Here is a 23,584-nt window from a genome sequence, read left to right on the forward strand (position 1 = left end):
ACCTGGGCACCTAAATCGCAGATCACACCGGAGCGGTGATACCTGTCACAAGCACGGACCTCAAACGGGCGGCCCCACCGGATGTGAGACCGCCCGTTGCTACGGATTTCGTACCGGATCAGACTCCGGTCACACGCCGTACGGGAGGTAGTCCGGGGTGACCGTGCCGACGGTGCCCTGCACGCCGGAGACGGCGTTGGCGCCGAGCGGCTGGACGTCGGAGGTGACGCCCCCGACCAGGCCGGTCGCGAAGGGCTGGACGTCGCCGGTGACGTCGTGCGCGAACGGCGCCACCTCACCGGTCACGCCGTACGCCAGACCCGTCGCGCTGCCGCTGACGCCCTGGGCGACCGGCTCGACGTGGTCGGAGACGGTGTCGACGACCGCCTGCGCGAACGGCTGAACGGAGCCGGTGACACCGTCCGCGAACGGGTCCACCTGCCCGGCCACGCCGCCGGCCAGCGGCTGGACGCCGGAGACGACGCCCTCGGCGAACGGGTACGCGTCGGAGACGACGTCCTCGGCGAGGACGCCCGCGTCACCGACGGCCTGGCCCGCCACGGGGGCGGCGGCGTGGACGGTGCGGTACGCGATGGGCGGCAGCGTGTCCTGGAGGGCGGCGTCCGCGAGGGGGGTGGCGGTGGCGACGGGGTCGCTCTGCACCTCGTGGGCGAAGGCGTCGAGCGGGCCGAAGAGGTAGTCGATCTCGCCCTGGACCTCGCTCTGGACCTCGCCGCCGACGCCCTGGACCTGCGCGGACGCGTACCGGGCGTCGGTGTGGACGTCCTGGGTCACCTGCTGGGTGAGGTGCTGGGTGTCCTGCTGGACGTCCTGGGTGACCTGCTGGGCGGCCTGCTGGGTGGCCTGGACGTCGGAGGTGGCGGCGGCGGTGGTGCCGTCGACGAGCGAGTCGACGGGCGTGTCGGCGGCCACGGCGGCCTTGTCCGGCGAGGAGAGCGGCACCGAGACGGACACCTCGGTCGCGCTGGCGGCGGCGGTGCCGATCGCCCACATGCCGGTGGCGGTGGCGGCAACGGCTATGGAGCGGCGGATGTTCTTGTGCATGGGTGCGTCGGATCCTTCGAATTCAGTTCTTGAGCTCTTGAGCCCCTGAGGAGCTCTTGAGACGGCGGGCAGACCTGTCCCGCCCCCGCGCGGCAGGTCTTGAGCGGGGGGAGGTCTGCCCTAGCCGGGGAATTCGAGGATGTTGTGGGGCCGGTCCTGGACGGACGCGGCGGTCGCCGGCAGCGCGGCGCCCCGGACCGGTCCGGGGTGCGCGGCCACCGTGGACGCCAGGGCGTGCTGGTCACCGCCCGTGCGCGACGTGCCGCTGTCACCGACGGCGGACTGCCGGACGGCGCCGTGGCAGGGTCCGGGCGCGAAGGGCAGCGGCGCGGCGAGCACCGCGCCCGCCGACCGGTCCGCCCGGTCACCCCGGTCCGCCCGGTCGGTGAAGGCGTGCCTGTACGCCTGCGTGGGGTACGGGGTGGCACCGGCCGGGGTGCGGGGCGCGGCGCCCTCGGGCCCGGGCGCGCCGGGCACCATGCTCCGCTCCCCGCGCTGGGCCTGGGACCCCCACTCCGACTGCGGTCGCGACTGCGGCTCCACCTGAAGCGCGCCCGGCGCGAGCGGCGACGGCGCTTGGGGCGCCGGCGTCACCGGCACGTCGGGCGCCACCGGCGCCGCCGGCCACTCCCCCTGCCCCGGCAGGCCCCCGGCCGCCTCCTGTACGCCGCCGACGACATGCCCGGGCACGCCACCGGGCGCTGCCCCCACGCCGGGCGCTGCCCCGACACCGGGCGCTGCCCCGACACCGGGCGCTGCCCCGACACCGGGCAGGGCGCCGGTCTGGGTCAGGGCGGTGGCGTCGGGCAGGGCGGTGGTGGCGGGGAGGGCGGTGGTGGCGGGGAGGGCAGGGGTGCCGGGCAGGGCGCCGGGAGCCGCACCGGCACCGGGCTGGGTGCCGGGGGCGGCGCCCGGGACGGGCACTGCACCGGCGTCGGGCCGGAGACCGGCACCGGACACGGCAGTGGCGTCGGCACCGGACACGATCCCGGTACCGGGCGCGGCTCCGGAAGGGGCCACCAGCTCGGTGGTTTCCGTAGCCCCGCGCACGGTGCCCGGGACGGGGTCGGCCGTGCCGGGGGTGACCCCGGCGGCGGCCGGAGGCGACGGTGGGCCGACGGGCGTCGGCGACGGGTGGTCCGCCGCTTGTGCCGGGGAACCGCAGAGGAGGCCGAGGGCCAGCAGGCCCCCGAGGAACAGCATGACGGCCAGGGCGCGCCGCGCCACCGCCCCGCGCGGGAGGCGCGGAACGGCGAGGGGGACGACGGCTGCGGCGGTCACGGTGCCCGGATCCTCCCCCTTCGCGGAACACGTCGCGGAACATCGCCTTCCGCGTACGTCGCGCTGATGCTTGCACGAACATCCCGGGGTGACGCAAGTCCCGTGTTACTGATGAGTCGCCATGTCCGGTATGGGCAGGGGCCGCTTCTCGATCGCCGCCGCCATCACCTCCGGGAAGAGGTCGGGGGTGCACGCGAACGCCGGGGCACCCAACGCCGCGAGCGCCGCCGCGTGTTCGCGGTCGTAGGCCGGGGCCCCCTCGTCGGAGAGGGCGAGCAGCGCGACGAACTGCACGCCCGACGCCTTCATCGCCGCCACCCGCTTGAGCATCTCGTCGCGTATGCCGCCCTCGTAGAGGTCGCTGATCAGCACGACGACGGTGTCGGCCGGGCGGGTGATCTGCGACTGGCAGTACGCCAGCGCCCGGTTGATGTCCGTGCCGCCGCCGAGCTGGGTGCCGAACAGGACATCCACGGGGTCGTCGAGCTGGTCGGTGAGGTCGACGACGGCCGTGTCGAAGACGACGAGCCGGGTCGCGATGGACCGCATGGAGGCGAGCACGGCTCCGAACACCGACGCGTACACCACGGACGCCGCCATGGAACCGGACTGGTCGATGCAGAGCACCACGTCCTTCTTCACGGACTGCGCGGCCCGCCCGTACCCGATGAGCCGCTCGGGCACGACCGTGCGGTACTCCGGGAGGTAGTTCTTGAGGTTCGCCCGGATCGTGCGGTCCCAGTCGATGTCCCGGTGCCGCGGCCGGCTGATGCGCGCGCTGCGGTCGAGCGCGCCGGTGAGCGTGGCGCGGGTGCGGGTGGCGAGCCGCTTCTCCAGGTCGTCGACGACCTTGCGTACGACGGCCCGCGCCGTTTCCTTCGTCGTCTCGGGCATCGCCTTGTTGAGCGAGAGCAGGGTGCCGACGAGGTGGACGTCCGCCTCGACGGCCTCCAGCATCTCGGGCTCCAGGAGCAGCGTCGACAGGCCGAGCCGGTCGATGGCGTCACGCTGCATCACCTGGACGACCGAGCTGGGGAAGTAGGTGCGGATGTCGCCGAGCCAGCGGGCGACGGACGGCGCCGACGCTCCGAGCCCCGCCGAACGGTCCCGCCCGCCGCGGCCCTGGCCGCTCTTCTCCCCGTACAGCGCGGCCAGCGTGCCGTCCATGGCGGCATCGGTCCCGGCGAGCGAGCAGCCCGTCCCGTCGGCCGCTCCCCCGCCCAGCACCAGGCGCCAGCGCCGCAGCCGCTCGTCCTCAGTCCCGCTCACAGCCCACCCCCAACAGCTCGTTGCCCGTCCCTGTCCCCCGTGCCCAGCAGCAGCCGCAGCAGCGGCAGCACCGCGTCCGCCCGCGTCTCGTCCAGCTCCGGCGCGAAGCCGGGCACCCCGGCCTCCGGGCGGGCCGGGCCGCCGCCCGCCGGGCCGCGCCGCACCAACTCGCCCAGCGTGCGCCGCACGCCCGCCTCGTACGCGGAGAACGTGCGCCGCAGCAGCGGCAGTACGTCGGTGAACGCCTCGGCCGGAACCCCGGTGAGCCAGGCGTCGACGAGCCCGAGGAGCCGTTCGTCGTGGACGAGCAGCATCCCGCCACCGGGGTTGCCCTCGCCCCCGCCGACGAACCCCTCGATCCAGGCGGCCGCATCGGCGGGCGGCGTGCCCGGCGAGAGGGCGAGCCCCATCAGCCGGGCGGCCTCGTCCTCCGCGAGCCGCCCGTCGTCCAGCAGCAGCCGGGCGGCCCGCCCCCGTATGACGCCGGGCACGCTGTCCCGCGCGGCGAGCTTGTGCAGGACGCCGGCCCAGCGGTTGGTGATGTCCTCGGCCCGCGGAAGCAGCCGGATCGCGGTGTGCACGGCGTCCAGGTGGCCGCGCATCTCGGCGGCGCCGTCCGCGTCGAGGCCCGTGCAGGCGGGCGGCAGGCCGACGCAGACGCGCTCGGCGAGTCCGGTGGCGACCTCTCCGAGCGCGGCCGTGTCCGTGGACCGCACGTCGCCGTACCGCAGGGAGCGGGCCAGCGCGGGCAGGGCCTGGGCGAGGTGGCCGACGTCCGCGTCGAGCGCGGCGCGGTCGGCGAGGGCCCTCATCACCACGGGCAGGGCGTCGGACAGCCCGGCCAGCAGGCACCGCTCGGCGAGGGCGGTGACGTCGGCGAGCGCGGTCGCCGAGGCGGCGTCCGACTCGGCCTTGGCGGTGGCGGCCGCGAGCACGGTGGTGCCCCACACGCCGGCCTCGGCGACCCGGACGTACAACTCCGGCTCCCAGCGAAGCCGCCAGCTCTCCCGGAACGTGCCGGTGCTGCCGCGTCCGGCGGCCGGTTCGCCCCAGCCGACGCCGAGGAGCCGCAGCCGGTGCAGCAGGCGGCTGCGCGCCGCGTCGGTCTCCTTGCGCAGGTCCAGGTCCAGTTCGCGCTCCAGGGCCTCGGGTCTGAGGCGCAGGGTGCGCTGGAGCCTGGTGAGGTCGCGTTGCAGGGGCACGGCGGGGGCGCTCTCGGGCACCTCGCCGAGCGCGTCGCCGATGACGAGCCGGTCCCTGATGAGCCCGAGCGGCACGTCGGAGCCGTCGCACATCACGGCCCGTACGGCGTCGATGGTCTCGGTGAGTCCGGCGAGGGGGCGCCCGCGCATGGCGGCGAGCGTCCCGGCGAGCCGCACGGCCTCGATGACGTGGGCGGAGGAGACGATCCGGTCCTCGTCGCGGAGCAGCCCGGCGACCTTGGTCATCCACCGCTCGACCGGCCGGTCGGGGGCGCTGAACAGGTGCCCGTACCAGCCGGGCGAGTCGATGCCGGCGCCGTACCCGCTGTGCCGGGCGAGCCGGCGGTGCGTCCAGGGCACCCAGGTGATCTCCGTTTTGACCTTGGGCAGGCCCTTGAGCAGGGCGCGGTCGGCCGTGACGGTGGATTTCGCGGCGAGCGCGGGCACGTGCCAGGCACCGCAGACGACGGCCACGCCGTCCCCGTGGGTCTTGCGCGCGGCACGGAGCTGGAGGCGCATGTACGCCTCGCGGACGAGGTCTCGGTGGTGGCCGCCGTGCCCGTAGGTCTCGCGCAGGGCGGCCATGGCGTCGGCGAGTCCGGCGAAGACCGCGACCGGGTCGTGATCGCCGGCGTGGTCCTGCCCGTGCCCCGGGGTGCCGTCGCCCGGCGGCCCGTTGGGCGCGGCTCCGGTGCCGCGGTGCTCGACCACGTCCTCCCACCAGCGCTCCGGGTCGTCGTATCCGGCGGTCTCGGCGAGGACGGCGAGGGGGTCGACGCGCAGTCCGTGGCGCCGCTCCTCGGGCTCGCCGCCGTCGGTCTCCTCGCCCTCGCCGTCCTCCCAGGTGGGGTCCTTGGCCATGGCGAGCGTGTGGGTGGCGGGCAGGTCGATGAAGTGGACGGCCGCGCCGTGGTCGAGCGCCCAGCGGATGGCGACCCACTCGGGGGAGAACTCGGCCATCGGCCAGAACGACGCCCGTCCGGGGTCGTCCACGGCGTGGGCGAGCAGCGCGACCGGCGGGCGCATCCGCTCGTCGGCGGCGAGCGGCAGGAGGGCGTCCCCTTCGGGCGGGCCCTCGATCAGCACGGCCACGGGCTTGGCGGCGTCGAGCGCGGCCCGCACGGCGCGGGCCGATCCGGGGCCGTGGTGGCGGACGCCGAGCAGCAGGGGGCCGGTCGTGGCCGTCACGCCGACACCTCCCGGCAGGCCCGGTAGAAGTCCTTCCAGCCGTCCCGTTCGCGCACGACCGTCTCCAGGTACTCCTGCCAGACGACCCGGTCGGCCGCCGGGTCGCGGACGACCGCGCCGAGGATGCCCGCGGCCACGTCACCGGGGCGCAGCACGCCGTCGCCGAAGTGGGCCGCGAGGGCGAGGCCGTTGGTGACGACGGAGATGGCCTCGGCCGTGGAGAGCGTCCCGGAGGGGGACTTGAGCTTGGTGCGGCCGTCGGTGGTGACGCCGTCGCGCAGTTCGCGGAAGACGGTGACGACCCGGCGGATCTCGTCGATGCCCTCGGGTGCGGCCGGCAGGTCGAGGGAGCGCCCTATCTGGTCGACGCGGCGGGAGACGATGTCGACCTCGGCGTCCGGGGTCGCGGGCAGCGGGAGCACCACGGTGTTGAAGCGGCGGCGCAGCGCGCTGGACAGGTCGTTGACGCCCCGGTCGCGGTCGTTGGCGGTGGCGATGAGGTTGAATCCACGGACCGCCTGGACCTCCTGGCCCAGCTCGGGGATCGGCAGGGTCTTCTCGGACAGGATCGTGATGAGGGTGTCCTGCACGTCGGCGGGGATGCGGGTGAGCTCCTCGACGCGGGCGGTCATGCCGTCGGACATGGCGCGCATGACCGGGCTGGGTACGAGGGCGTCGCGGCTGGGGCCGTGGGCGAGCAACCGCGCGTAGTTCCACCCGTACCGGATGGCTTCCTCGGGTGTGCCTGCGGTGCCCTGCACGAGGAGGGTCGAGTCCCCGCTGACGGCGGCGGCGAGGTGTTCGGACACCCAGGTCTTGGCGGTGCCGGGGACGCCGAGCAGGAGCAGGGCGCGGTCGGTGGCGAGGGTGGTGACGGCGACTTCGACGATCCGGCGCGGTCCCACGTACTTGGGTGTGATCACCGTGCCGTCGGGCAGTGTGCCGCCGAGCAGGTAGGTGGCGACGGCCCACGGCGACAGTCGCCAGCGGGCCGGGCGCGGCCGGTCGTCGGCCGCCGCGAGCGCCTTCAGTTCGTGCGCGAACGCGTCCTCGGCGTGCGGGCGCAGGGCCTCGTCGCGGGATACCGCGGTGGCTTCGGTGGTTACGGGCACGGTGATGGATCCCCCTCCACATCGTGTTCGACCGGGTGTGGAATCCACCGTGCACCACGCCACTGACAATCGGCCGTTTCCGCAGCTCACAGGCGGAAACGGCCGATGTTCGAACGGAGTTGGCGCGGTGTCAGCCCGCGACCGGCGACACGGCGATGCAGCCGGTGGCGGCGGCCATGCCCTTCGCGGACTGCTCGGAGATGACCTTGCCCTGATAGGTGATCTTGCAGGTCATCTCGACGCCCGCCGGGTCGACCGCGACGGGGATCACGCCGGGCGGCAGCAGACCGCGGAGCTTCACCGTCTTCTTCCACGGCAGCGTGGGCTTCTGCACGGATTCGACCTTGGGCTTCGTCGCGTCCCCGCCGTCGACGTGGTAGTCGATCGAGTCGATGCCCTTGCCGGTGATCTCGTACGTCACCTCGTACTGCTCGTTCACTTCCTTCTCGACCTGCTTGGCGGCCTCGTCCGCGATCTCGGAGCAGGCGCCGAGCCCGGCGACGAGACCGCCGGCGATGAGTACGGAAGCGATGGAGCGGCTGATGCGGTTCATGCTGACCCCCCGGATGAGTTGACTGCGTCACCGGCAGAAAACAGTAAAGGGAAAGCAAAGTCAACTGATCGCGCCAAGCGCCCGCTTCCGGGGCGAATCCGCTGGTCACCGCCGATTGTCAGTGCCGCCGCCTACCGTCGGTGGCATGAATCAGCAGGGGGTGCGCTGGACGGCGGAACAGGTGCTGGCACTGGCTCCTGACGACGCCTCACGCAGAGCGGGCGGCAAGCTCTCCACGGCCGGGCCGTGGTCGGGCGGCGGAAGCGACGGCTCGGGGGCCGTCTGGGGACTGTGCAAGGGCAGCGGCAGCAAGCCGTACCAGACGGTCGTCGACACCAAGGGTCCGGCGTACAAGTGCAGTTGTCCCAGCCGGAAGTTCCCGTGCAAGCACGCGCTGGGGCTGCTGCTGCTCTGGGCGGCCGACGGGGAGGCCCTGCCCGGCTCGGACGTGCCGGACTGGGCCGCGCAGTGGCTGGAGGGCCGGCGCGCACGCGCGGCCGGGAAGGGAGAGGCGGGTGGCGGGACGCCCGCGAAGAACGCCGATCCGGAGGCGGCACGGCGCCGGGCCGAGCAGCGGGCCGCCCGGATCACCGCGGGCGCCGAGGAGTTGGAGCAGCGGCTGGCCGACCTGCTGCGCGGCGGGCTCGCCGCCGCCGACCGGTCGGGGTACGGGCTGTGGGAGGAGACCGCGGCCCGGATGGTCGACGCGCAGGCGCCCGGCCTGGCCGGCCGGGTCAGGGAACTGGGCGCGATACCCGGCTCGGGGCCGGGCTGGCCGGTGCGGCTGTTGGAGGAGTGCTCGCTGACACACCTGCTCGACCGGGCGTGGCTGGACATCGGGCGGCTCCCGGGGCCGCTGGCCGCGACGGTGCGCACCAGGGTCGGGCTGACCGCGCCCGCCGAGGGCCCGGCCGTGCGCGACCACTGGTCGGTCCTCGCCCAGTACGACACCTCCGACGGCAGGCTGACCACGCGCCGCGTCTGGCTGTACGGGCGGGACAGCGGGCGCACGGCGCTGCTGCTCTCCTTCGGCGCGGCCGGGCGGACGCCCGAGCTGGCCCTGCCCGTGGGCGTGACGATCGACGCCGAAGTCGTCCCGTACCCGGGCGCGGGGCAGTTGCGGGCGGAGCTGGGCGAGCGGTTCTCCGCACCGGTGCCCGACGCCGGGCCGCCGCCGGGCGGGCCCGTGGCCGACGCGCCGGCCGCCTACGGATCGGCCCTGCGGGACGACCCGTGGCTGGAGTCCTGGCCGGTGACGCTGACCGGCGTCGTACCCGTGCCTTGCCAGGACGGCACCTGGCAGGTGGCCGACGCGGACGGCGGTGCCGCGCTGCCGGTCGCCCCGGCCGCGCTCGCCCGGCCCGGGCTGTGGCGGCTGGCCGCCCTGTCCGGCGGCAGGCCCGTCACGGTGTTCGGGGAGTGCGGGCACCGCGGCTTCACCCCGCTGACCGCCTGGTCCGCGGACACGCCCGAGACGGTCGCGCTGACCTGACGTACGGAAGGACCCCGATGACCACCACGACCTGGGAAGACCTCGTCACCACGGCGCTGCTGGGCACCGACCGCCGGCCGCCGGCCGCCGACGTCCTGGCGCCCGGCAAGGACGCGCCGGTCGCGTTGCTGGACGCCGCCGCGCTGCACACCGTACGGCGCCGCGCGGGGCTGCTCCCGGGGCCCGCCGCCGCCCTGCCCGAGCCGGCGCCGCACGACGACCGGCCACCGCTTCCCGGCCCCGCCCGGCGCCGGCTCGGCCAACTGCTCGCCGACCGTTCCGGCGCCTCCTCGGGCGGCGGCCGCCGGGGCGCGGCGCCCGACCTGACCGAGCTGCTCCCGCAGTGGCTGGCGGCCGCCAACGAGCACGGCTACCGGGCGCCGGCGGCCGCCCTGCCCGCGCTCCTCGACACAGCCCGGGCCCGCACCGACTTGCGCCCGGCGGCGCTGGCGTTCGCCGGGCCGCGCGGGCTGTGGCTGGCCCGGCTCAACCCGGAGTGGCGGTTCGCGCTGCGCGGCGCCCCGGGCGGAACCGCGCCGCCTGACCCCGCCGACCAGGACGCCGTGCGGCGGCTGTGGGAGGAAGGGCTGTTCGCCGAGCGGGTCGCCGTGCTCGGCGCCGTGCGGGCCCACGACCCCGCCGCCGCGGTCGCCCTGCTCGCCTCGACCTGGTCCACCGAGCGGGCCGAGGACCGGCTGATGTTCCTCGACTCGCTGCGCGGCGGCCTGTCCGACGCCGACGAGCCGTTCCTGGAACAGGCGCTCTCCGACCGCAGCCGCAACGTCCGCTCCACCGCCGCCGAGCTGCTGTCCGCGCTGCCCCACTCGGCGCTCGCCCACCGCATGGCCGAGCGCGCGTCCACCTGCGTGGGCCTGGACCGTACGGGCGGGGACGCGCTGATCACCGTCGAGGCTCCGCACGAGTGCGACGCGGGCATGCAGCGCGACGGCGTCCTGCCCGACCCGCCGACCGGCCGGGGCGAACGGTCCTGGTGGCTCGGCCAGTTGGTCGAGTCCGCCCCGCTGTCCCTGTGGCCGTCGCGGCTCGGCGGCCGGACGCCCGTCGAGATCGTCGCCCTGCCCGTCGCGGACGACTGGCGCGACGAGCTGCACGCCGCGTGGTGCCGCGCGGCGGTCCGGCAACGGGACCCGGCCTGGGCCCGCGCGCTGCTCGGCCCGCCGACGACACCCCCGGCGACGGGCCCCGGCACCTCCTCGCTCGCCGAGCGGTCCAAGCTCCTGTCCATCCTGCCCGGTGACGAACGGGCGGCCTGGGTCGCCGACTTCATCGCGGCGCACGGGCTCTCGGAGGCGTTCCAGCTCCTGGGCGTCTGTGCGGTGCCCTGGGCCGAGCCGCTCGGCCGCGCGGTGGTCGACGCGCTGGACATCGCCCGCGACGCGGGCAGCTACCCCTGGAGCTTCAGCGGCGTGATGGGCCTGGCGGAACGGTGCCTCGACCCCGGCCAGGCGGACCGCCTGGAGGTCCTCACGGCGGTCCCGGACGAAACGGAGGGCGCGTCACCGGGGGCGGGCGGCTACTGGTCGGAAGCGTTCCAGCGCCTGGTCGCCACGCTGCGCCTCCGCGCGGCGATGCGCGCGGAACTGACCCCGGTGGCTCCGCCCCCGGCCCCCTGACGGGTGCGGCCGGATAGCAACGCGGTGCCCGCCGCGGCCGGGCGGGGGCAAGCGGGTGGCTCCATGGTGCCCGCCGCGGCCGGGCGGGCTCGGGCTCGCGCCGGTGCGCCGACACCCGGCAGGGCCTCGCGCCGGTGCGCGAGGACGGGTGCCGGTGCGGCGACACCCGGCAGGGCCTCGCGCCGGTGGGCGAGGACGGGCACCGGTGCGGCGACACCGGGCAGGGCCTCGCGCCGGTGGGCGAGGACGGGTGCCGGGTCCTCCGGCGGGGGGGACTCCGGACTGGTCGCTTCGCTCCTTTACGTCCGAGCACCCCCACGCTCCGGCCCCGCCCCCTCCCGTCCGAGGGAGCGTCCCGGAGCGGCCCCGACGGTGCCCGCCCGCGCACGGGCACCCAAGGCCCCCGGGTCCGTGCCGGGAAAGGCGCCGTCCCGGGCCGGCCCGCCGGCTCAAGGCACCGCTGCCGGGGGTTACGCCTCGGCGGAGACGCGCACGTTGGCGTTGACCCAGTCCACGATCGACGCCGTCGTCGCGCCGGGCGTGAAGATCTCCGCCACGCCCTTCTCCTTCAGCGGCGCGATGTCCGCGTCCGGGATGATCCCGCCGCCGAACACCTTGATGTCCTCCGCGTCGCGCTCCTTCAACAGCTCGAGCACCTTCGCGAACAACGTGTTGTGGGCGCCCGACAGGATCGACAGACCGATCGCGTCCGCGTCCTCCTGGATCGCCGTGTCGACGATCTGTTCCGGCGTCTGGTGCAGGCCAGTGTAAATGACCTCCATACCGGCATCACGCAACGCCCGCGCGATCACCTTCGCGCCGCGATCGTGGCCGTCGAGACCCGGCTTGGCCACCACCACGCGGATCGGACCGGTCACACCCATCACTGCCTCCACATGCGTCCCCCGTACCTATATGCCGGGGAGGTGAACGAACGTTATCGACAGCATCCCGCAACCGGCCGTTTCGCGGTGGATAGCGAGGGGGAAATCACACGTGGGACATGTTCGCCACGCGTCGTCCCCGCACCGGGCGGCCCCATCGGCCACAGGAGAGCCGGGACGATCGCTACGGGAGCCGCAACGAGGTCGTCGTATCACCGTGCCGCCAGCCGCGCGGCGCGGCGGTACGGCCTCATCGCCACCACCCTCCGAGACGGCACCCCAGTTCGGAGGTCGGCCGTGAAGGTCCTGTTGCCCTGGAAGCTGCTGTCCTTCTTCCCGTTCCGGCTGTCCACCGCGCTGATCAAGGCCACCGCCCTGGAGCTGGCGATCCTCGTCGGCCACCTGGTCCTCTACCCCACCGGCCTGACCCCGGAACGCCGGCCGCCCGTCACCGGCGGCGCCGATGTCACCGGCGGACGCGACCACCCGCCGACCGTGCTGCTGCACGGCTTCGTGGACAACCGCTCCGTCTTCGTCCTGCTGCGCCGGTCCCTCGCCCGGCACGGCCGACGCCATGTGGAGTCACTCAACTACTCGCTGCTCACGTGCGACATCCGCGCCGCCGCCGAACTGCTCGGCCGCCACGTCGAGGAGATCTGCGACCGCACGGGGCACCACGAGGTCGACATCGTCGGGCACAGCCTCGGCGGACTGATCGCCCGCTACTACGTCCAGCGGCTCGGCGGCGACCGGCGCGTCCGCACCCTGGTCACCCTCGGCACGCCGCACTCGGGCACGAGCGTCGCGCCGCTCGCCGGCGCGCACCCCCTGGTGCGCCAGATGCGCCCCGGCTCCGCCGTGCTGCGGGAGTTGAGCGAGCCGGCCCCGCACTGCCGTACGCACTTCGTCGGCTTCTGGAGCGATCTCGACCGGTGGATGGTGCCCGTCGAGACGGCTCGCATCGATCACCCGGACCTGATCGCGCGGAACGTACGCGTCACCGGGATCGGCCATCTCGCCCTGCCCGTGCACCCGGCGGTGGCCGCCGGCATCCGTCAGGCCCTGGAGTCCGACGGAGCGACCGCCGGAACATCCGATTCCATGTCCGTGGCCTGACCCGACCCGATCAAAGCCCGGTCAAACTTCGAACAGTTCTCGAACGTACGGCCAAAGCTCTCCCCACACTCCGCCGAAAGGCGGCCGAATGCCCCTTTCCCCCGGGGCTAAAACCCACGGAAGATTGTCGCTCGCGCGTACCGCCGGGTACAGTCGCGCCCACTGCTTTCCCCTCTGGGTCCCCCCTTCGCCGGGGCCGATCCCAGACCTGGTCCTGCTGCCGAGGCGAGAGAGAAGTTGGTGAACGACCAGCACCCCCACGCCGGGTACGTCGGAGACGACGCCTATTCCACGGGCAGCTTCGAGACCGGCAGCTTCGCCACCGACCCCCTCTTCGGCGCCCTTCCCGGCAGCTACGAGAACGCCTACGAGAGCAGCAGCGGTTACCAGGCCGGCTACACCGCCGACCACAGCGGCCAGTACGACTCCACTCAGTGGGCCGCCGCCACCCAGCAGTGGGCCACCACCGACACCACCGGGTACGTCGAGTACTCGGAGCACACCGGGCAGTGGGACGCCGGCGCCTGGAGCGAGGCGAGCGCCTACGACACCACCGGCCAGTGGAACGTGGCCGCCGCCGCGACGGCGACCTTCGACACCGGGGCGTACGACGCCACCGCCTGGAACTACGCCGCCGCGCCGACCGAGACGTTCACCGTCCCCGAGCAGTACGACTACGCGGCGGCTGACCAGTTGGCGGCGCCCGAGCCGCAGCCGGAGCCCGAGTCCGCGGCCGAGCAGGAGCCGGTGACCGAGGCCGAGTACGCGGCCGAGTACGCGCCCGAGCCCGATCCCGTCGCCGTGCACGACAGCCTCACCGAGACCGCGATCGCACCGGTCGTGCCCGCCACTCCCCGCGCCACCCGCCGCTCCGGCGGAGGCGGAGGAGGCGGCAGCCGTGGCCGTCGCCGCACCCCCGCCAAGCGTTCCGCGCTCCTGACCGTCGCGGTGCCCTCCGCCTGCGTGATGGGCGTCGCCGGTATCGCCGCCGCGTCCGTCAGCGGCCTCACCGGCAACACCCCCGGCGAGAACAAGACCGACGAGAAGGCGGTGACCGCCGCCGACCCGGCCTCGGTCAAGCCTGTCGTCGCCAACAGCGAACTCGACACCCAGCTCGCCGCGCTCAGCGCCGACGCCCGCGACTTCGGTGATCGCGCCAGCCGCACCCAGGAGCGCATCGACCTCAAGGCGCGCCAGGAGGCCGAGCGGAAGAAGCGCGAGGAGGAGGCGGCCCGCCGCGAGGCGATGCGCCCCAAGTTCGCCCTCCCCGTGGAGCTGCACCAGCTCAGCGCGCGCTACGGGCAGGCGGGCGTCAACTGGATGTCCCTGCACACTGGGATCGACTTCCCCGTCCAGTACGGCACGCCCGTGATGGCCGCGACCGACGGCACCGTACGCACCCAGTGGAACAGCGCGTACGGGAACATGGCGATCGTGACCGCCAAGGACGGCACCGAGACCTGGTACTGCCACCTCAGCAGCACCAAGATCCGCTCCGGCGAGGTCAAGGCCGGCGAGGTCATCGCGTACTCGGGTAACTCGGGCAACTCCACCGGACCGCACCTCCACTTCGAGGTACGGCCCGGCGGCGGCGCCGCGATCGACCCGCTGCCGTGGCTGCGCAGCCACGGCCTCGACCCGACCTCGTAAGCCTCTGAGCGACTCCTACAGCTTCTCGACCGGCGCGTACCGCAGCAGCAGCCGCTTCGGCTTCTCGTCCCCGAAGTCGATCGTCGCCTGCGCGTCGGCGCCCGCGCCCGTCACCGCCATCACGGTCCCAAGGCCGAACTGGTCGTGCGTCACCCGGTCGCCGACCGCCAGCGAGATCACCGGCTTGTCGGTCGTACGCCGCGTGGCGAAGCCCGAGGGGCCGGACCGGGAGCGGGCCGAGAGCGACGAGGACAGCGACGAGGCGATCCCGGACGTCGGTCCGGCGGGCTTGGCCATCGCGCCCGTACGCTTCCACTCCAGGTGCTGTCCCGGGATCTCCTCCAGGAACCGCGACGGCGGGTTGTACGAGGGCTGGCCCCACGCGCTGCGCATCGTGGAGCGCGTCAGGTAGAGCCGCTCGCGGGCGCGCGTGATGCCCACGTACGCCAGGCGCCGCTCCTCCTCCAGCTCCTTGGTCTGGCCGAGGGCGCGCATGTGCGGGAAGACGCCGTCCTCCATGCCGGTCAGGAACACCACCGGGAACTCCAGGCCCTTGGCGGTGTGCAGCGTCATCAGCGTGATGACGCCGGAGCCTTCCTCGTCCTCGTCGGGGATCTGGTCGGAGTCGGCGACGAGCGCCACCTGCTCCAGGAACTCGGCCAGGGTGCCGGGCTCCTCGCCGCGCTCCTGCTCGAACTCCAGGGCCACGGCGGCGAGCTCCTGGAGGTTCTCGATGCGGGTCTCGTCCTGCGGGTCGGTGGAGGCCTGGAGCTCGGCGAGGTATCCCGTCCGCTCCAGGACGGCCTCCAGGACCACCGCCGGTCCGGCGCCCGACTCCACGATGGTTCGCAGCTCGTCCATCAGCGTGTTGAACCGCTTCACGGCGTTCGCCGACCGGGCGGCCATGCCGTACGCCTCGTCGACGCGGCGCAGCGCCTGCGGGAAGGTGATCCTCTCGCGCAGCGCCAGCGCGTCGATCATCGCCTCGGCGCGCTCGCCGATGCCGCGCTTGGGGACGTTGAGGATGCGGCGCAGCGGGACGTTGTCCTCGGGGTTGGCCAGCACGCGCAGGTAGGCGAGGACGTCCCGGACTTCCTTGCGCTCGTAGAAGCGGACGCCGCCGACGACCTTGTACGGCAGGCCGACGCGGATGAAGATCTCCTCGAAGACACGGGACTGGGCGTTCGTCCGGTAGAAGACGGCGACGTCGCCGGCCTTCGCCTCGCCCGCGTCCGTCAGCCGGTCGATCTCGTCGGCGACGAACTGCGCCTCGTCGTGCTCGGTGTCCGCGACGTACCCGATGATGCGGGCGCCCTCGCCGGCGTTGGTCCACAGGTTCTTGGGGCGGCGGCTCTCGTTGCGCTCGATCACGGCGTTGGCGGCGGACAGGATGGTCTGCGTGGAGCGGTAGTTCTGCTCCAGCAGGATGGTGGTCGCGTCCGGGTAGTCCTCCTCGAACTGGAGGATGTTGCGGATGGTCGCGCCGCGGAAGGCGTAGATCGACTGGTCGGCGTCACCGACGACGCACAGCTCGGCGGGGTCGAGGTCCTCGTACCCGGTGCCGACCAGCTCGCGGACGAGGGTGTACTGGGCGTGGTTGGTGTCCTGGTACTCGTCCACGAGCACATGGCGGAAGCGGCGGCGGTAGTGCTCGGCGACGTCCGGGAACGCCTGGAGCAGGTGGACCGTCGTCATGATGATGTCGTCGAAGTCCAGGGCATTGGCCTCGCGCAGCCGCGCCTGGTACATCCGGTACGCCTCGGCGAGGGTCTTCTCGAAGCCGTCGGCGGCCTGGTCGGCGAAGGTCTCCTCGTCGATCAGCTCGTTCTTCAGGTTCGAGATCTTGGCGCTGAAGGACTTCGGCGGGAACTTCTTCGGGTCGAGGTCCAGGTCGCGGCAGACCAGCGACATCAGCCGCTTGGAGTCGGCCGCGTCGTAGATCGAGAAGGACGACGTGAAGCCCAGCCTCTTCGACTCGCGGCGCAGGATGCGGACGCACGCGCTATGGAAGGTCATGACCCACATGGCGTTGGCGCGCGGGCCGACGAGCTGCTCGACGCGCTCCTTCATCTCACCGGCGGCCTTGTTGGTGAAGGTGATCGCCAGTATCTGGCCCGGGTGGACGTGGCGGGTGGCCAGCAGGTGGGCGATGCGGTGGGTCAGCACCCGGGTCTTGCCGGACCCGGCACCGGCGACGATGAGCAGCGGCGAGCCGGTGTGCACGACGGCGGCGCGCTGCTGGTCGTTCAGCCCCTCCAGCAGCGCGGCGGGGTCGACGACGGGGCGCGGGGCACCGTCGCGGTAGTACGTGTCCCGCGGCGGGGGCACGTCGAAGCGGTCCCCGAAGAGGTCGTGCGGGACCTCCTCCGCGGCCGGGGCGTCCCCGGGGCCCTCGGAGTCCTCGGGCGGCGGCGGGGGCTCCTCGGAGGCGTGGTTCCGGAGGTCCGCCAGGAAGCTGTCGTCAAAGAGGCTGCTCATCGCCTATCGAGTCTAGGCCGCCCCACTGACAGCCGTGGACGAACCGGCCGACAGCCGCGGACGGAACGGCCGACAGCCGTGGACCGACCCGGAAGAGGCCCGATTCGTCACCCTCCGTACCGAGTCGACGACATCACGCCAAGGTCACGAAAACGTATCGGGCATATCGAACATCATCCTTCACAGCACCACCACAGGTTGGCTAGCGTGCTCGCCCAAGCGGTCCGTTCTCTCATCGGCGAACCACGCCAATCGGATCGCCCACGCCGAATTCGTGCTGCTCTCATGGCAGTTCGGAACCGGGGACCCATCACGTACGACCGAGGTGAATCGGCCCGCAGCCCCTCGGGCACGGCCGTAGGGCACCTTCCGTTCCGCCCGAACCTGACAGCTAACCCGGTAGGCGGTCCACGGAAGGAGATGCCGGCCTTGGCGTCGCATCGCAAGCCGCGCGCATCGCGCACCTTGCAGACCCTGCATGCCCACTCCCCCGCCGTCGGGGTCACGACGGCCGCCGCCCTGGCCTCGGTCACGCTCCTGTCGTCACAGAGCGCGACCGCCGCGCCGGGTGCGCCGGCCGACCCGGACCGGGGGCCGACGGTCGAGGAGGTCCAGAGAAAGGTCGACGACCTCTACCGCCAGGCGGGCACGGCGACGCAGCAGTACAACAAGGCCAAGGAGGCCACGGACCGGCAGCGGCGCGAGGTCGGCGGGATGCTCGACGAGGCCGCTCGGCGAACGGAAGCGCTGAACGAGTCGCGCCGCACCCTCGGCAGCTACGCGGCCGCCCAGTACCGCTCGGGCGGGCTGGGCCCGACCGCGTCGCTGATCTTCTCGGACAGCCCGCAGGCGTTCGTGGACCAGGCGCAGCTCATGGACCGGCTCACCGAGCGGCAGCACGAGACGCTGACCGACTACCGGACCCGGCAGGCCGAGGCCGCGGAGCAGCGGGCGGAGGCGACGCGGCAACTGGAGTCGCTCAGCGCCTCGCAGGCCTCACTCCGTACCGCCAAGCAGACCGTGCAGCGGCAACTGAGCGAGGCGCGGGCGCTGCTGGCGCGGTTGACGGCCGAGGAGCGGGCGCGGCTGGCCGAGCTGGAGCGCGAGCGGGAGGAGGAGGCCCGCCGCCGGGCCGAGGAGAAGGCGCGGGCGGAGGAGAGGGCGCGCGCCGAGGAGAAGGCGCGGGCGGAGGCGGAAGAGGCCCGCAAGCGCCACGAGGGGCGGCAGCAGGAGGAGGACCGGCAGCCGGAGGGGGACGGCGGCCACACCGCCAAGGCCGGCAAGGTCCTCGCCTTCGCCGAGGCGCAGATGGGCAAGCCGTACGTGTGGGGGGCGACCGGCCCGAGCTCGTACGACTGCTCCGGGCTCACCCAGGCCGCGTGGCGGGCGGCGGGCGTCGACCTGCCCCGTACGACGTGGGACCAGGTGAAGGCCGGCACGCGGGTCGCCACGGAGGACCTTCGCCCCGGCGACCTGGTGTTCTTCTACGACGACATCAGCCACGTCGGCATCTACAAGGGCGACGGGAAGATGATCCACGCCCCCAGGCCCGGCGCCAACGTCCGCGAGGAGTCCATCTACTACATGCCCATCCACAGCAGCGTGCGCCCGGCCTGACGGGCCCGCGAGCCGGGTCAGCTCCAGACGGTGGTGACCCGGGTCAGGTCCAGACGGTGGCGATGAAGATGTTCGCCATCGTCAGGCCGCCCACGGCGCCGAAGACCGCCTTGTCGACCCGCTCCTCGTCCCGCTTGACGTAGACCAGGCCGAGGATGGCCACCAGGATCGCCAGCTTCACGCCGATCTTGATGTTGTTCACGGTCTGGTCGTCGGCCTGGTTGAGGCCGACCAGGATCACGCCCGTGACGAGCATGGTCAGGGCGCCGTGCAGCATCGCCGGGCCGAAGCGCGCCGTACCCTCGCCCATCGCCTTCATCTGGGTCATGAAGCCGCCCAGGAGGGCGGCGATACCGATGATGTGCAGCGCGACGAAGACATTGATGAGTACGTCCATGGGGCGGAGCCTAGCCGGGGCAATACCACCGGCCGCCGGTCAGGGTTGCCTCATTCGCCGCATCGGTCACGGCTGATACGGAATGCGGGATTCCGAGCGGGTGTCTTCTGTCGGATCCGCTCCCTGAACCCTCACCTGCGGCCAACTGCGGTCATGTCACCGCCCCGCCGTGACCCCCAGGTTTAGCGTCCTTCCCCAGCCGCCCCAGGCCCCGTCCGAAGGGAAGTGACCCGTCCCGTGGCAGCGCACCGGAAGCCCAGGCAGCACCCTCTGAGCGGCCGCACGGCCGTCACCCTCGCGCTCGCCGGGGCGGCCACCGCCACCGCCTTCGAGGGTTCCGGCCACGCCGAGCCCCACCTCACCCCCGCCCAGGTGAAGGCGAGGGTCGACCGGCTGTACCAGGAGGCCGAGGAGGCCACCGAGAAGTACAACGGCGCCAAGGAGGAGGCGGAACGGGCCCGGGCGTCACTGGACGCGCTGCGCGACGAGGCCGCGCGCCGGACCGGCCGGCTCAACGCCGCCCGCAACGCGCTCGGCTCCATAGCCACCGCCCAGTACCGCAACAGCGGCCTCGACCCGGCCGCCCAGCTCGCGCTCTCCAGCGACCCCGGTACCTACCTGGAGGGCGCCGCCCTCGCGGAACGGGTCGGTGACCGCCAGGCCACGGCCGTCACCGTCGCCCGGAGCCAGGTCACCGAGCTGGCCCGGCTGCGCGCCGAGGCCGCCGGGCGGCAGCGCGACCTCACGGCCCACCAGGCGGAGCTGGGCCGCCACAAGGCCACCGTGCGGTCCAGGCTCGCCGCCGCCGAGAAGCTCCTCGCCCGGCTCACCGCCGCCCAGCGCGCCGCGTACGACGCCCCCTCCCGTACCGCACCGGGCACCGCGCCGCGAGGCCCGGTCCCGGCGCCCAACCCCCGCGCGGCGCAGGCCGTCTCGTACGCGTACGGCGCCTTGGGCAAGCCGTACGTGTGGGGCGCGACCGGCCCGTCGGCCTTCGACTGCTCGGGGCTCACCCAGGCCGCCTGGCGCTCCGCCGGGGTGTCGCTGCCCCGCACCACGTACACCCAGATCGACGCCGGCCGGCGCGTGCCCCGTTCCGCGCTCGCCCCCGGCGACCTCGTGTTCTTCTACTCCGGGGTGAGCCACGTCGGTCTCTACATCGGCGACGGCAGGATGATCCACGCCCCGCGCCCGGGCGCCCCGGTGCGGATCGCGCCGATCGACGAGATGCCGTGGGCGGGCGCCACACGCGTGACGTGAGGGAAGTGCTCGTCCACTGAGGCGATCACGCGCCCGCACCGGCACCGGAGGCGGCACCCGTACCGGCACTGGTACCCGCACCGGCACCGGAGGCGGCACCCGTACCGGCACCCGTACCCGCGCCCACACCGGCACCGGAGGCGGCACCCGCGCCGGCGGCCTCGGTGCGGAACTGCTGGGTCAGCCACTGGAAGACCGACGGCACCTCGCGCACCCACGTGCTGACGCGGTGACCGCCGTAGACCTGCTGGACGTCGACGCGCGTCGGCGGCTTGGACGCCTCCCGCAACGCGACGCCCTGCTGGTAGCCGTCGCCCCCGTCCCCGGTGAGCAGCAGCGTGACGCGGGGCGGGACCGGGGCGGACCTGAGCATGTTGAGCGGGTTGTGCGCGTGCCGCAGCTCCGGGTCCTTCCCGGTGAGCGAGGACGGCTCGGCGGCCGGGTCGTTGTAGCCGGACATGCTGACGCCGAAGCGGTAGCGGTCGGGGTGGGCGATGGCCAGCTTGGTGGCGCAGTGGGCGCCGGACGAGAATCCGGCGACCGCCCAGGCGTCGGGCTTGTCGGAGGCCCGGAAGTTGTCCGTGACCATCTTGCGCACGTCCACGCTGAGCCAGGTGTCGGCGTTGATCTTGCCGGGTACGTTGGCGCAGCCGGTATCGGTGTGGCCGAGGAGGTGGCTGCGCGGCGCCACGAGGATGAACGGCTCGACGGTGCCGTTCCGCATCAGCGGCTCCACCTGCTGGGTGACGTGCATGCCGACGAACCAGGACTTCGGCGAGCCGGGGAAGCCCGAGAGCAGCTCGACGACGGGGAACTTCTTGTCCTTGTAGGCGGGGTCGTCGTACTGCGGCGGGAGCCACACGTACACCTCGGCCTTCACCCCCGATATCTGACCCTTCAGGATGGTCTTCTGTACGCCGGGGCCCATGGTGGGGTCGTCGACGCGCGTGAAGGTCTGCCTGACCTTCGGCAGGTCGGAGATGCGCTTGCCGCCCAGGCCGTCGGGGCCGAGGTCGATGGCGGAGTCGACGTGGTCGCTGGTGCCCAGCAGGTCGTCCCAACTGTCGTACAGCCCGTTGACGTTGTTCACCGCCACGAAGACCACGACGATCGCCGTGAGCTGGGCGAAGGCCACCATGCCCAGCCGCAGGGCGCCCCGGACGACGGCGGGGCCGCGCACACGGCTCCACATCGCCAGGGGCAGCAGGACGGCGATCACGGCCAGCACCACCGCGGTCACGAAGAAGGGAGTACCTGTCAGGCTCATCACGGGGAGTAGGAGGGAACCTGTGCCGTACTGGTTGCCGCTCCTATGTACCGGTTACCTCACAAATCCTCCCGACTGCGCCCGACGGCCCCCAGCCGGGGTCATACCAGGCCGGGTCAGACCAGCCGACGGGCCGTCGCCCAGCGGGTGAGCTCGTGGCGGTTGGAGAGCTGGAGCTTGCGCAGCACCGCCGAGACGTGCGACTCGACCGTCTTCACCGAGATGAAGAGCTGCTTGGCGATCTCCTTGTACGCGTATCCGCGCGCGATCAGCCGGAGCACCTCCCGCTCCCGCTGGGTGAGCCGGTCCAGGTCCTCGTCGACCGGCGGGGCGTCCGTCGAGGCGAACGCGTCCAGCACGAAGCCGGCCAGCCGGGGCGAGAACACGGCGTCGCCCTCCTGGACGCGGAAGATCGAGTCGACCAGGTCGGTCCCGGTGATCGTCTTGGTGACGTACCCGCGCGCGCCGCCCCGGATGACACCGATGACGTCCTCGGCGGCGTCCGACACGGACAGGGCCAGGAACCGCACCGGGTTCTCGGGGGCGCTCATCAGGCTCGCGCAGCGGCGCAGCACCTCGACGCCGCCGCCGCCCGGCAGGTGGACGTCGAGGAGGACCACCTCGGGGCGGGTCGCGGTGATCACGGCCACCGCCTGGTCGACGTCGGCGGCCTCGCCGACCACCTCGACGCCCGTCGTCTCGGTCCGGCCGATCTCGGCCTGCACCCCGGTGCGGAACATCCGGTGGTCGTCGACGAGCACCACCCGTACCCGCCGCTCCCCGGAAACCGTCGTCTCGTCGGTCATCCGTCCGCCCTCTCCATCTCCAGCTCCACTTCGGTGCCGTCGCCCGGCACCGACCGCAGCCGCGCGGTGCCGCCGTTGCGCCGCATCCGGCCGATGATCGATTCTCGTACGCCCATCCGGTCGGCGGGTACGGAATCGAGGTCGAAGCCCGGACCCCGGTCCCGTACGGACACGAAGACCGTCCGGCCCTCGACCTCCGCGTACACCTGCACCGCCCCTCCCTGGCCACCGTACTTGGCGGCGTTGACCATGGCTTCGCGCGCGGCCTGCATCTGGGCGGCCAGTTTCTCGTCGAGCGGGCAGTCGCCGACGACCACGACCTCCAGGGGCACGCCGTGCTTGTCCTCGACCTCGGCGGCGGTCTTCTTGACCGCCTCGGCCAGGGTGTCCGGCTCCTGGTCCTCGTCCTTGCCGGTGCCCTCCGGCCGGTACAGCCAGTTGCGCAGCTCGCGCTCCTGTGCGCGGGCGAGGCGGCGGACCTCGCCGGGGTCGTCGGCGTTGCGCTGTATCAGGGTGAGGGTGTGCAGGACGGAGTCGTGCACATGGGCGGCGACCTCGGCCCGCTCCTGGGCGCGGATGCGCATGGTGCGCTCCTCGGACAGGTCCTGCGACATCCGCACCAGCCAGGGTCCGGCGAGCAGGGCCATCCCGGCGAGGACGGCTATCGCGGCGGTGAGCGCGGTGCCGAGCTGGGCGGCCGAGCCGCGCACCACCATGAAGACGGTCAGGCCCATGCCGACGAGCGCCACCCCCGCGAGGCCCCGTACGAGCTGGAAGAGCCGCTTGCGCCGGCCGGGCTCGGTCCAGCTCGCCCGCCGCGCGTTGTCGACCTGCCGCCACACCAGGACCACGCCGACGCCGACGAGCAGTGTCGGCCACACGTACCGGTTGGCGTTGCCGCCGAGGTCGACGCTGCTGACGAAGCCGACCGCGCCGACGGTGAGCGCGATGAGCGCGACGATCTGGCCCTTGTCGGGCTTGCGGAGCCGGCGCCGCCCGTCGGGCGTGGTCTCGAAGACCGAGCGCGGTTCGGCGGACCGGCCACCGACGCCCAGGGGGACGACGATCCAGAAGACGGCGTAGACGAGCACACCGAGGCCGTCGGCCATGAAGAGGGCGAGGAAGACCAGGCGCACCCAGATGACGGGCAGCCCCAGGTGCCCGGCCAGACCGCGGGCGACGCCGCCGAGCATCCGCCCGTCGGCGCTGCGGTAGAGCTTGCGCACGGGTGGTTCGTCGGTCGTCTCGGGCGGGCGGGCGGCGACTGGCATGACCCGATCGTCACACGCCGCCCGGCCCCGGACATCAGGGCC

General features: G+C 73.4%; 18 protein-coding genes and 1 riboswitch. Of the genes, 6 read left to right on the plus strand and 12 right to left on the minus strand.

Annotated features, from left to right (window positions below; translation table 11 throughout):
- Nucleotides 1-129 precede the first annotated feature (129 nt).
- From ACZ46W_RS29055 to ACZ46W_RS29080, 6 genes are all read right to left on the minus strand, one after another.
- The gene (locus ACZ46W_RS29055) at nucleotides 130-1,065 is read right to left on the minus strand and encodes a hypothetical protein (RefSeq protein ID WP_468343655.1); all 936 of its coding nucleotides are present in this window, start codon (nucleotides 1,063-1,065) and stop codon (nucleotides 130-132) included.
- A gap of 120 nt (nucleotides 1,066-1,185) precedes the next feature.
- The gene (locus ACZ46W_RS29060) at nucleotides 1,186-2,346 is read right to left on the minus strand and encodes a hypothetical protein (protein WP_468343658.1); all 1,161 of its coding nucleotides are present in this window, start codon (nucleotides 2,344-2,346) and stop codon (nucleotides 1,186-1,188) included.
- A gap of 105 nt (nucleotides 2,347-2,451) precedes the next feature.
- The gene (locus ACZ46W_RS29065) at nucleotides 2,452-3,615 is read right to left on the minus strand and encodes a VWA domain-containing protein (protein WP_468343661.1); all 1,164 of its coding nucleotides are present in this window, start codon (nucleotides 3,613-3,615) and stop codon (nucleotides 2,452-2,454) included.
- Complete coding sequence (locus tag ACZ46W_RS29070) at nucleotides 3,612-6,005, minus strand: DUF5682 family protein (protein ID WP_468343664.1); 2,394 nt, start codon at nucleotides 6,003-6,005, stop codon at nucleotides 3,612-3,614. The genes ACZ46W_RS29065 and ACZ46W_RS29070 overlap by 4 nt, the downstream gene beginning before the upstream one ends.
- Complete coding sequence (locus ACZ46W_RS29075) at nucleotides 6,002-7,123, minus strand: ATP-binding protein (RefSeq protein WP_468344368.1); 1,122 nt, start codon at nucleotides 7,121-7,123, stop codon at nucleotides 6,002-6,004. Before ACZ46W_RS29075 ends, ACZ46W_RS29070 begins: the two co-directional genes overlap by 4 nt.
- Nucleotides 7,124-7,247: 124 nt before the next feature.
- A complete protein-coding gene (locus tag ACZ46W_RS29080; protein WP_468343667.1) occupies nucleotides 7,248-7,670 on the minus strand; it encodes an MmpS family transport accessory protein in 423 nt (140 codons plus the stop codon).
- 145 nt (nucleotides 7,671-7,815) lie between these two features.
- On the opposite strand from ACZ46W_RS29080, the gene ACZ46W_RS29085 reads away from it, so the two are divergent.
- Nucleotides 7,816-9,162, plus strand: a complete 1,347-nt coding sequence (locus ACZ46W_RS29085) for an SWIM zinc finger family protein (RefSeq protein WP_468343670.1) — start codon at nucleotides 7,816-7,818, stop codon at nucleotides 9,160-9,162.
- A gap of 17 nt (nucleotides 9,163-9,179) precedes the next feature.
- On the plus strand, nucleotides 9,180-10,796 hold the full coding sequence (locus ACZ46W_RS29090) for a DUF5691 domain-containing protein (RefSeq protein ID WP_468343673.1): 1,617 nt from the start codon (nucleotides 9,180-9,182) through the stop codon (nucleotides 10,794-10,796).
- 470 nt (nucleotides 10,797-11,266) lie between these two features.
- On the opposite strand, the gene ACZ46W_RS29095 is transcribed toward ACZ46W_RS29090, so the two are convergent.
- Nucleotides 11,267-11,680 carry a cobalamin B12-binding domain-containing protein gene (locus tag ACZ46W_RS29095; RefSeq protein ID WP_073753619.1) on the minus strand — a complete coding sequence of 138 codons (414 nt, stop codon included), beginning with the start codon at nucleotides 11,678-11,680 and terminating at the stop codon, nucleotides 11,267-11,269.
- A gap of 297 nt (nucleotides 11,681-11,977) precedes the next feature.
- Here ACZ46W_RS29095 and ACZ46W_RS29100 point away from each other — a divergent pair, with 297 nt between their 5' ends.
- The gene (locus ACZ46W_RS29100; RefSeq protein WP_468343676.1) at nucleotides 11,978-12,796 is read left to right on the plus strand and encodes a lipase family alpha/beta hydrolase; all 819 of its coding nucleotides are present in this window, start codon (nucleotides 11,978-11,980) and stop codon (nucleotides 12,794-12,796) included.
- Between the two features lie 240 nt (nucleotides 12,797-13,036).
- Nucleotides 13,037-14,446, plus strand: a complete 1,410-nt coding sequence (locus tag ACZ46W_RS29105; RefSeq protein WP_468343679.1) for a M23 family metallopeptidase — start codon at nucleotides 13,037-13,039, stop codon at nucleotides 14,444-14,446.
- A 15-nt stretch (nucleotides 14,447-14,461) separates the two neighbouring features.
- Here ACZ46W_RS29105 and pcrA read toward each other — a convergent pair whose 3' ends face one another.
- The gene (gene pcrA, locus ACZ46W_RS29110) at nucleotides 14,462-16,924 is read right to left on the minus strand and encodes a DNA helicase PcrA (RefSeq protein ID WP_468343682.1); all 2,463 of its coding nucleotides are present in this window, start codon (nucleotides 16,922-16,924) and stop codon (nucleotides 14,462-14,464) included.
- A 254-nt stretch (nucleotides 16,925-17,178) separates the two neighbouring features.
- Nucleotides 17,179-17,346, plus strand: a riboswitch (cyclic di-AMP (ydaO/yuaA leader).
- Here pcrA and ACZ46W_RS29115 point away from each other — a divergent pair.
- A complete protein-coding gene (locus ACZ46W_RS29115; protein WP_468343685.1) occupies nucleotides 17,345-18,541 on the plus strand; it encodes a C40 family peptidase in 1,197 nt (398 codons plus the stop codon). It overlaps the preceding riboswitch by 2 nt.
- Before the next feature lie 43 nt (nucleotides 18,542-18,584).
- Here the strand turns inward: ACZ46W_RS29115 and ACZ46W_RS29120 are convergent, their stop codons facing one another.
- Nucleotides 18,585-18,938 carry a hypothetical protein gene (locus ACZ46W_RS29120; protein ID WP_468343688.1) on the minus strand — a complete coding sequence of 118 codons (354 nt, stop codon included), beginning with the start codon at nucleotides 18,936-18,938 and terminating at the stop codon, nucleotides 18,585-18,587.
- A gap of 237 nt (nucleotides 18,939-19,175) precedes the next feature.
- On the opposite strand from ACZ46W_RS29120, the gene ACZ46W_RS29125 reads away from it, so the two are divergent.
- Nucleotides 19,176-20,198, plus strand: a complete 1,023-nt coding sequence (locus tag ACZ46W_RS29125; protein ID WP_468343691.1) for a C40 family peptidase — start codon at nucleotides 19,176-19,178, stop codon at nucleotides 20,196-20,198.
- A gap of 25 nt (nucleotides 20,199-20,223) precedes the next feature.
- Here ACZ46W_RS29125 and ACZ46W_RS29130 read toward each other — a convergent pair whose 3' ends face one another.
- The 3 genes from ACZ46W_RS29130 to ACZ46W_RS29140 form a co-directional block, all read right to left on the minus strand.
- A complete protein-coding gene (locus ACZ46W_RS29130) occupies nucleotides 20,224-21,465 on the minus strand; it encodes an alpha/beta hydrolase (protein ID WP_468343694.1) in 1,242 nt (413 codons plus the stop codon).
- A 116-nt stretch (nucleotides 21,466-21,581) separates the two neighbouring features.
- Nucleotides 21,582-22,271 (minus strand): LuxR C-terminal-related transcriptional regulator, encoded by a 690-nt coding sequence (locus ACZ46W_RS29135; RefSeq protein WP_468343697.1) that lies wholly within the window; start codon nucleotides 22,269-22,271, stop codon nucleotides 21,582-21,584.
- On the minus strand, nucleotides 22,268-23,542 hold the full coding sequence (locus tag ACZ46W_RS29140) for a PspC domain-containing protein (protein ID WP_468343700.1): 1,275 nt from the start codon (nucleotides 23,540-23,542) through the stop codon (nucleotides 22,268-22,270). Before ACZ46W_RS29140 ends, ACZ46W_RS29135 begins: the two co-directional genes overlap by 4 nt.
- Nucleotides 23,543-23,584 lie beyond the last annotated feature (42 nt).

This window comes from Streptomyces sp. NPDC031064 (assembly GCF_055570965.1).

Coding starts and splice junctions, on each gene's coding strand:
- pcrA (WP_468343682.1), bottom strand. CDS start 16,924: ATGAGCAGCCTCTTTGACGACAGCTTCCTGGCGGACCTCCGGAACCAC.
- ACZ46W_RS29115 (WP_468343685.1), top strand. CDS start 17,345: ATGCCGGCCTTGGCGTCGCATCGCAAGCCGCGCGCATCGCGCACCTTG.
- ACZ46W_RS29080 (WP_468343667.1), bottom strand. CDS start 7,670: ATGAACCGCATCAGCCGCTCCATCGCTTCCGTACTCATCGCCGGCGGT.
- ACZ46W_RS29140 (WP_468343700.1), bottom strand. CDS start 23,542: ATGCCAGTCGCCGCCCGCCCGCCCGAGACGACCGACGAACCACCCGTG.
- ACZ46W_RS29085 (WP_468343670.1), top strand. CDS start 7,816: ATGAATCAGCAGGGGGTGCGCTGGACGGCGGAACAGGTGCTGGCACTG.
- ACZ46W_RS29130 (WP_468343694.1), bottom strand. CDS start 21,465: ATGAGCCTGACAGGTACTCCCTTCTTCGTGACCGCGGTGGTGCTGGCC.
- ACZ46W_RS29090 (WP_468343673.1), top strand. CDS start 9,180: ATGACCACCACGACCTGGGAAGACCTCGTCACCACGGCGCTGCTGGGC.
- ACZ46W_RS29055 (WP_468343655.1), bottom strand. CDS start 1,065: ATGCACAAGAACATCCGCCGCTCCATAGCCGTTGCCGCCACCGCCACC.
- ACZ46W_RS29120 (WP_468343688.1), bottom strand. CDS start 18,938: ATGGACGTACTCATCAATGTCTTCGTCGCGCTGCACATCATCGGTATC.
- ACZ46W_RS29095 (WP_073753619.1), bottom strand. CDS start 11,680: ATGGGTGTGACCGGTCCGATCCGCGTGGTGGTGGCCAAGCCGGGTCTC.
- ACZ46W_RS29135 (WP_468343697.1), bottom strand. CDS start 22,271: ATGACCGACGAGACGACGGTTTCCGGGGAGCGGCGGGTACGGGTGGTG.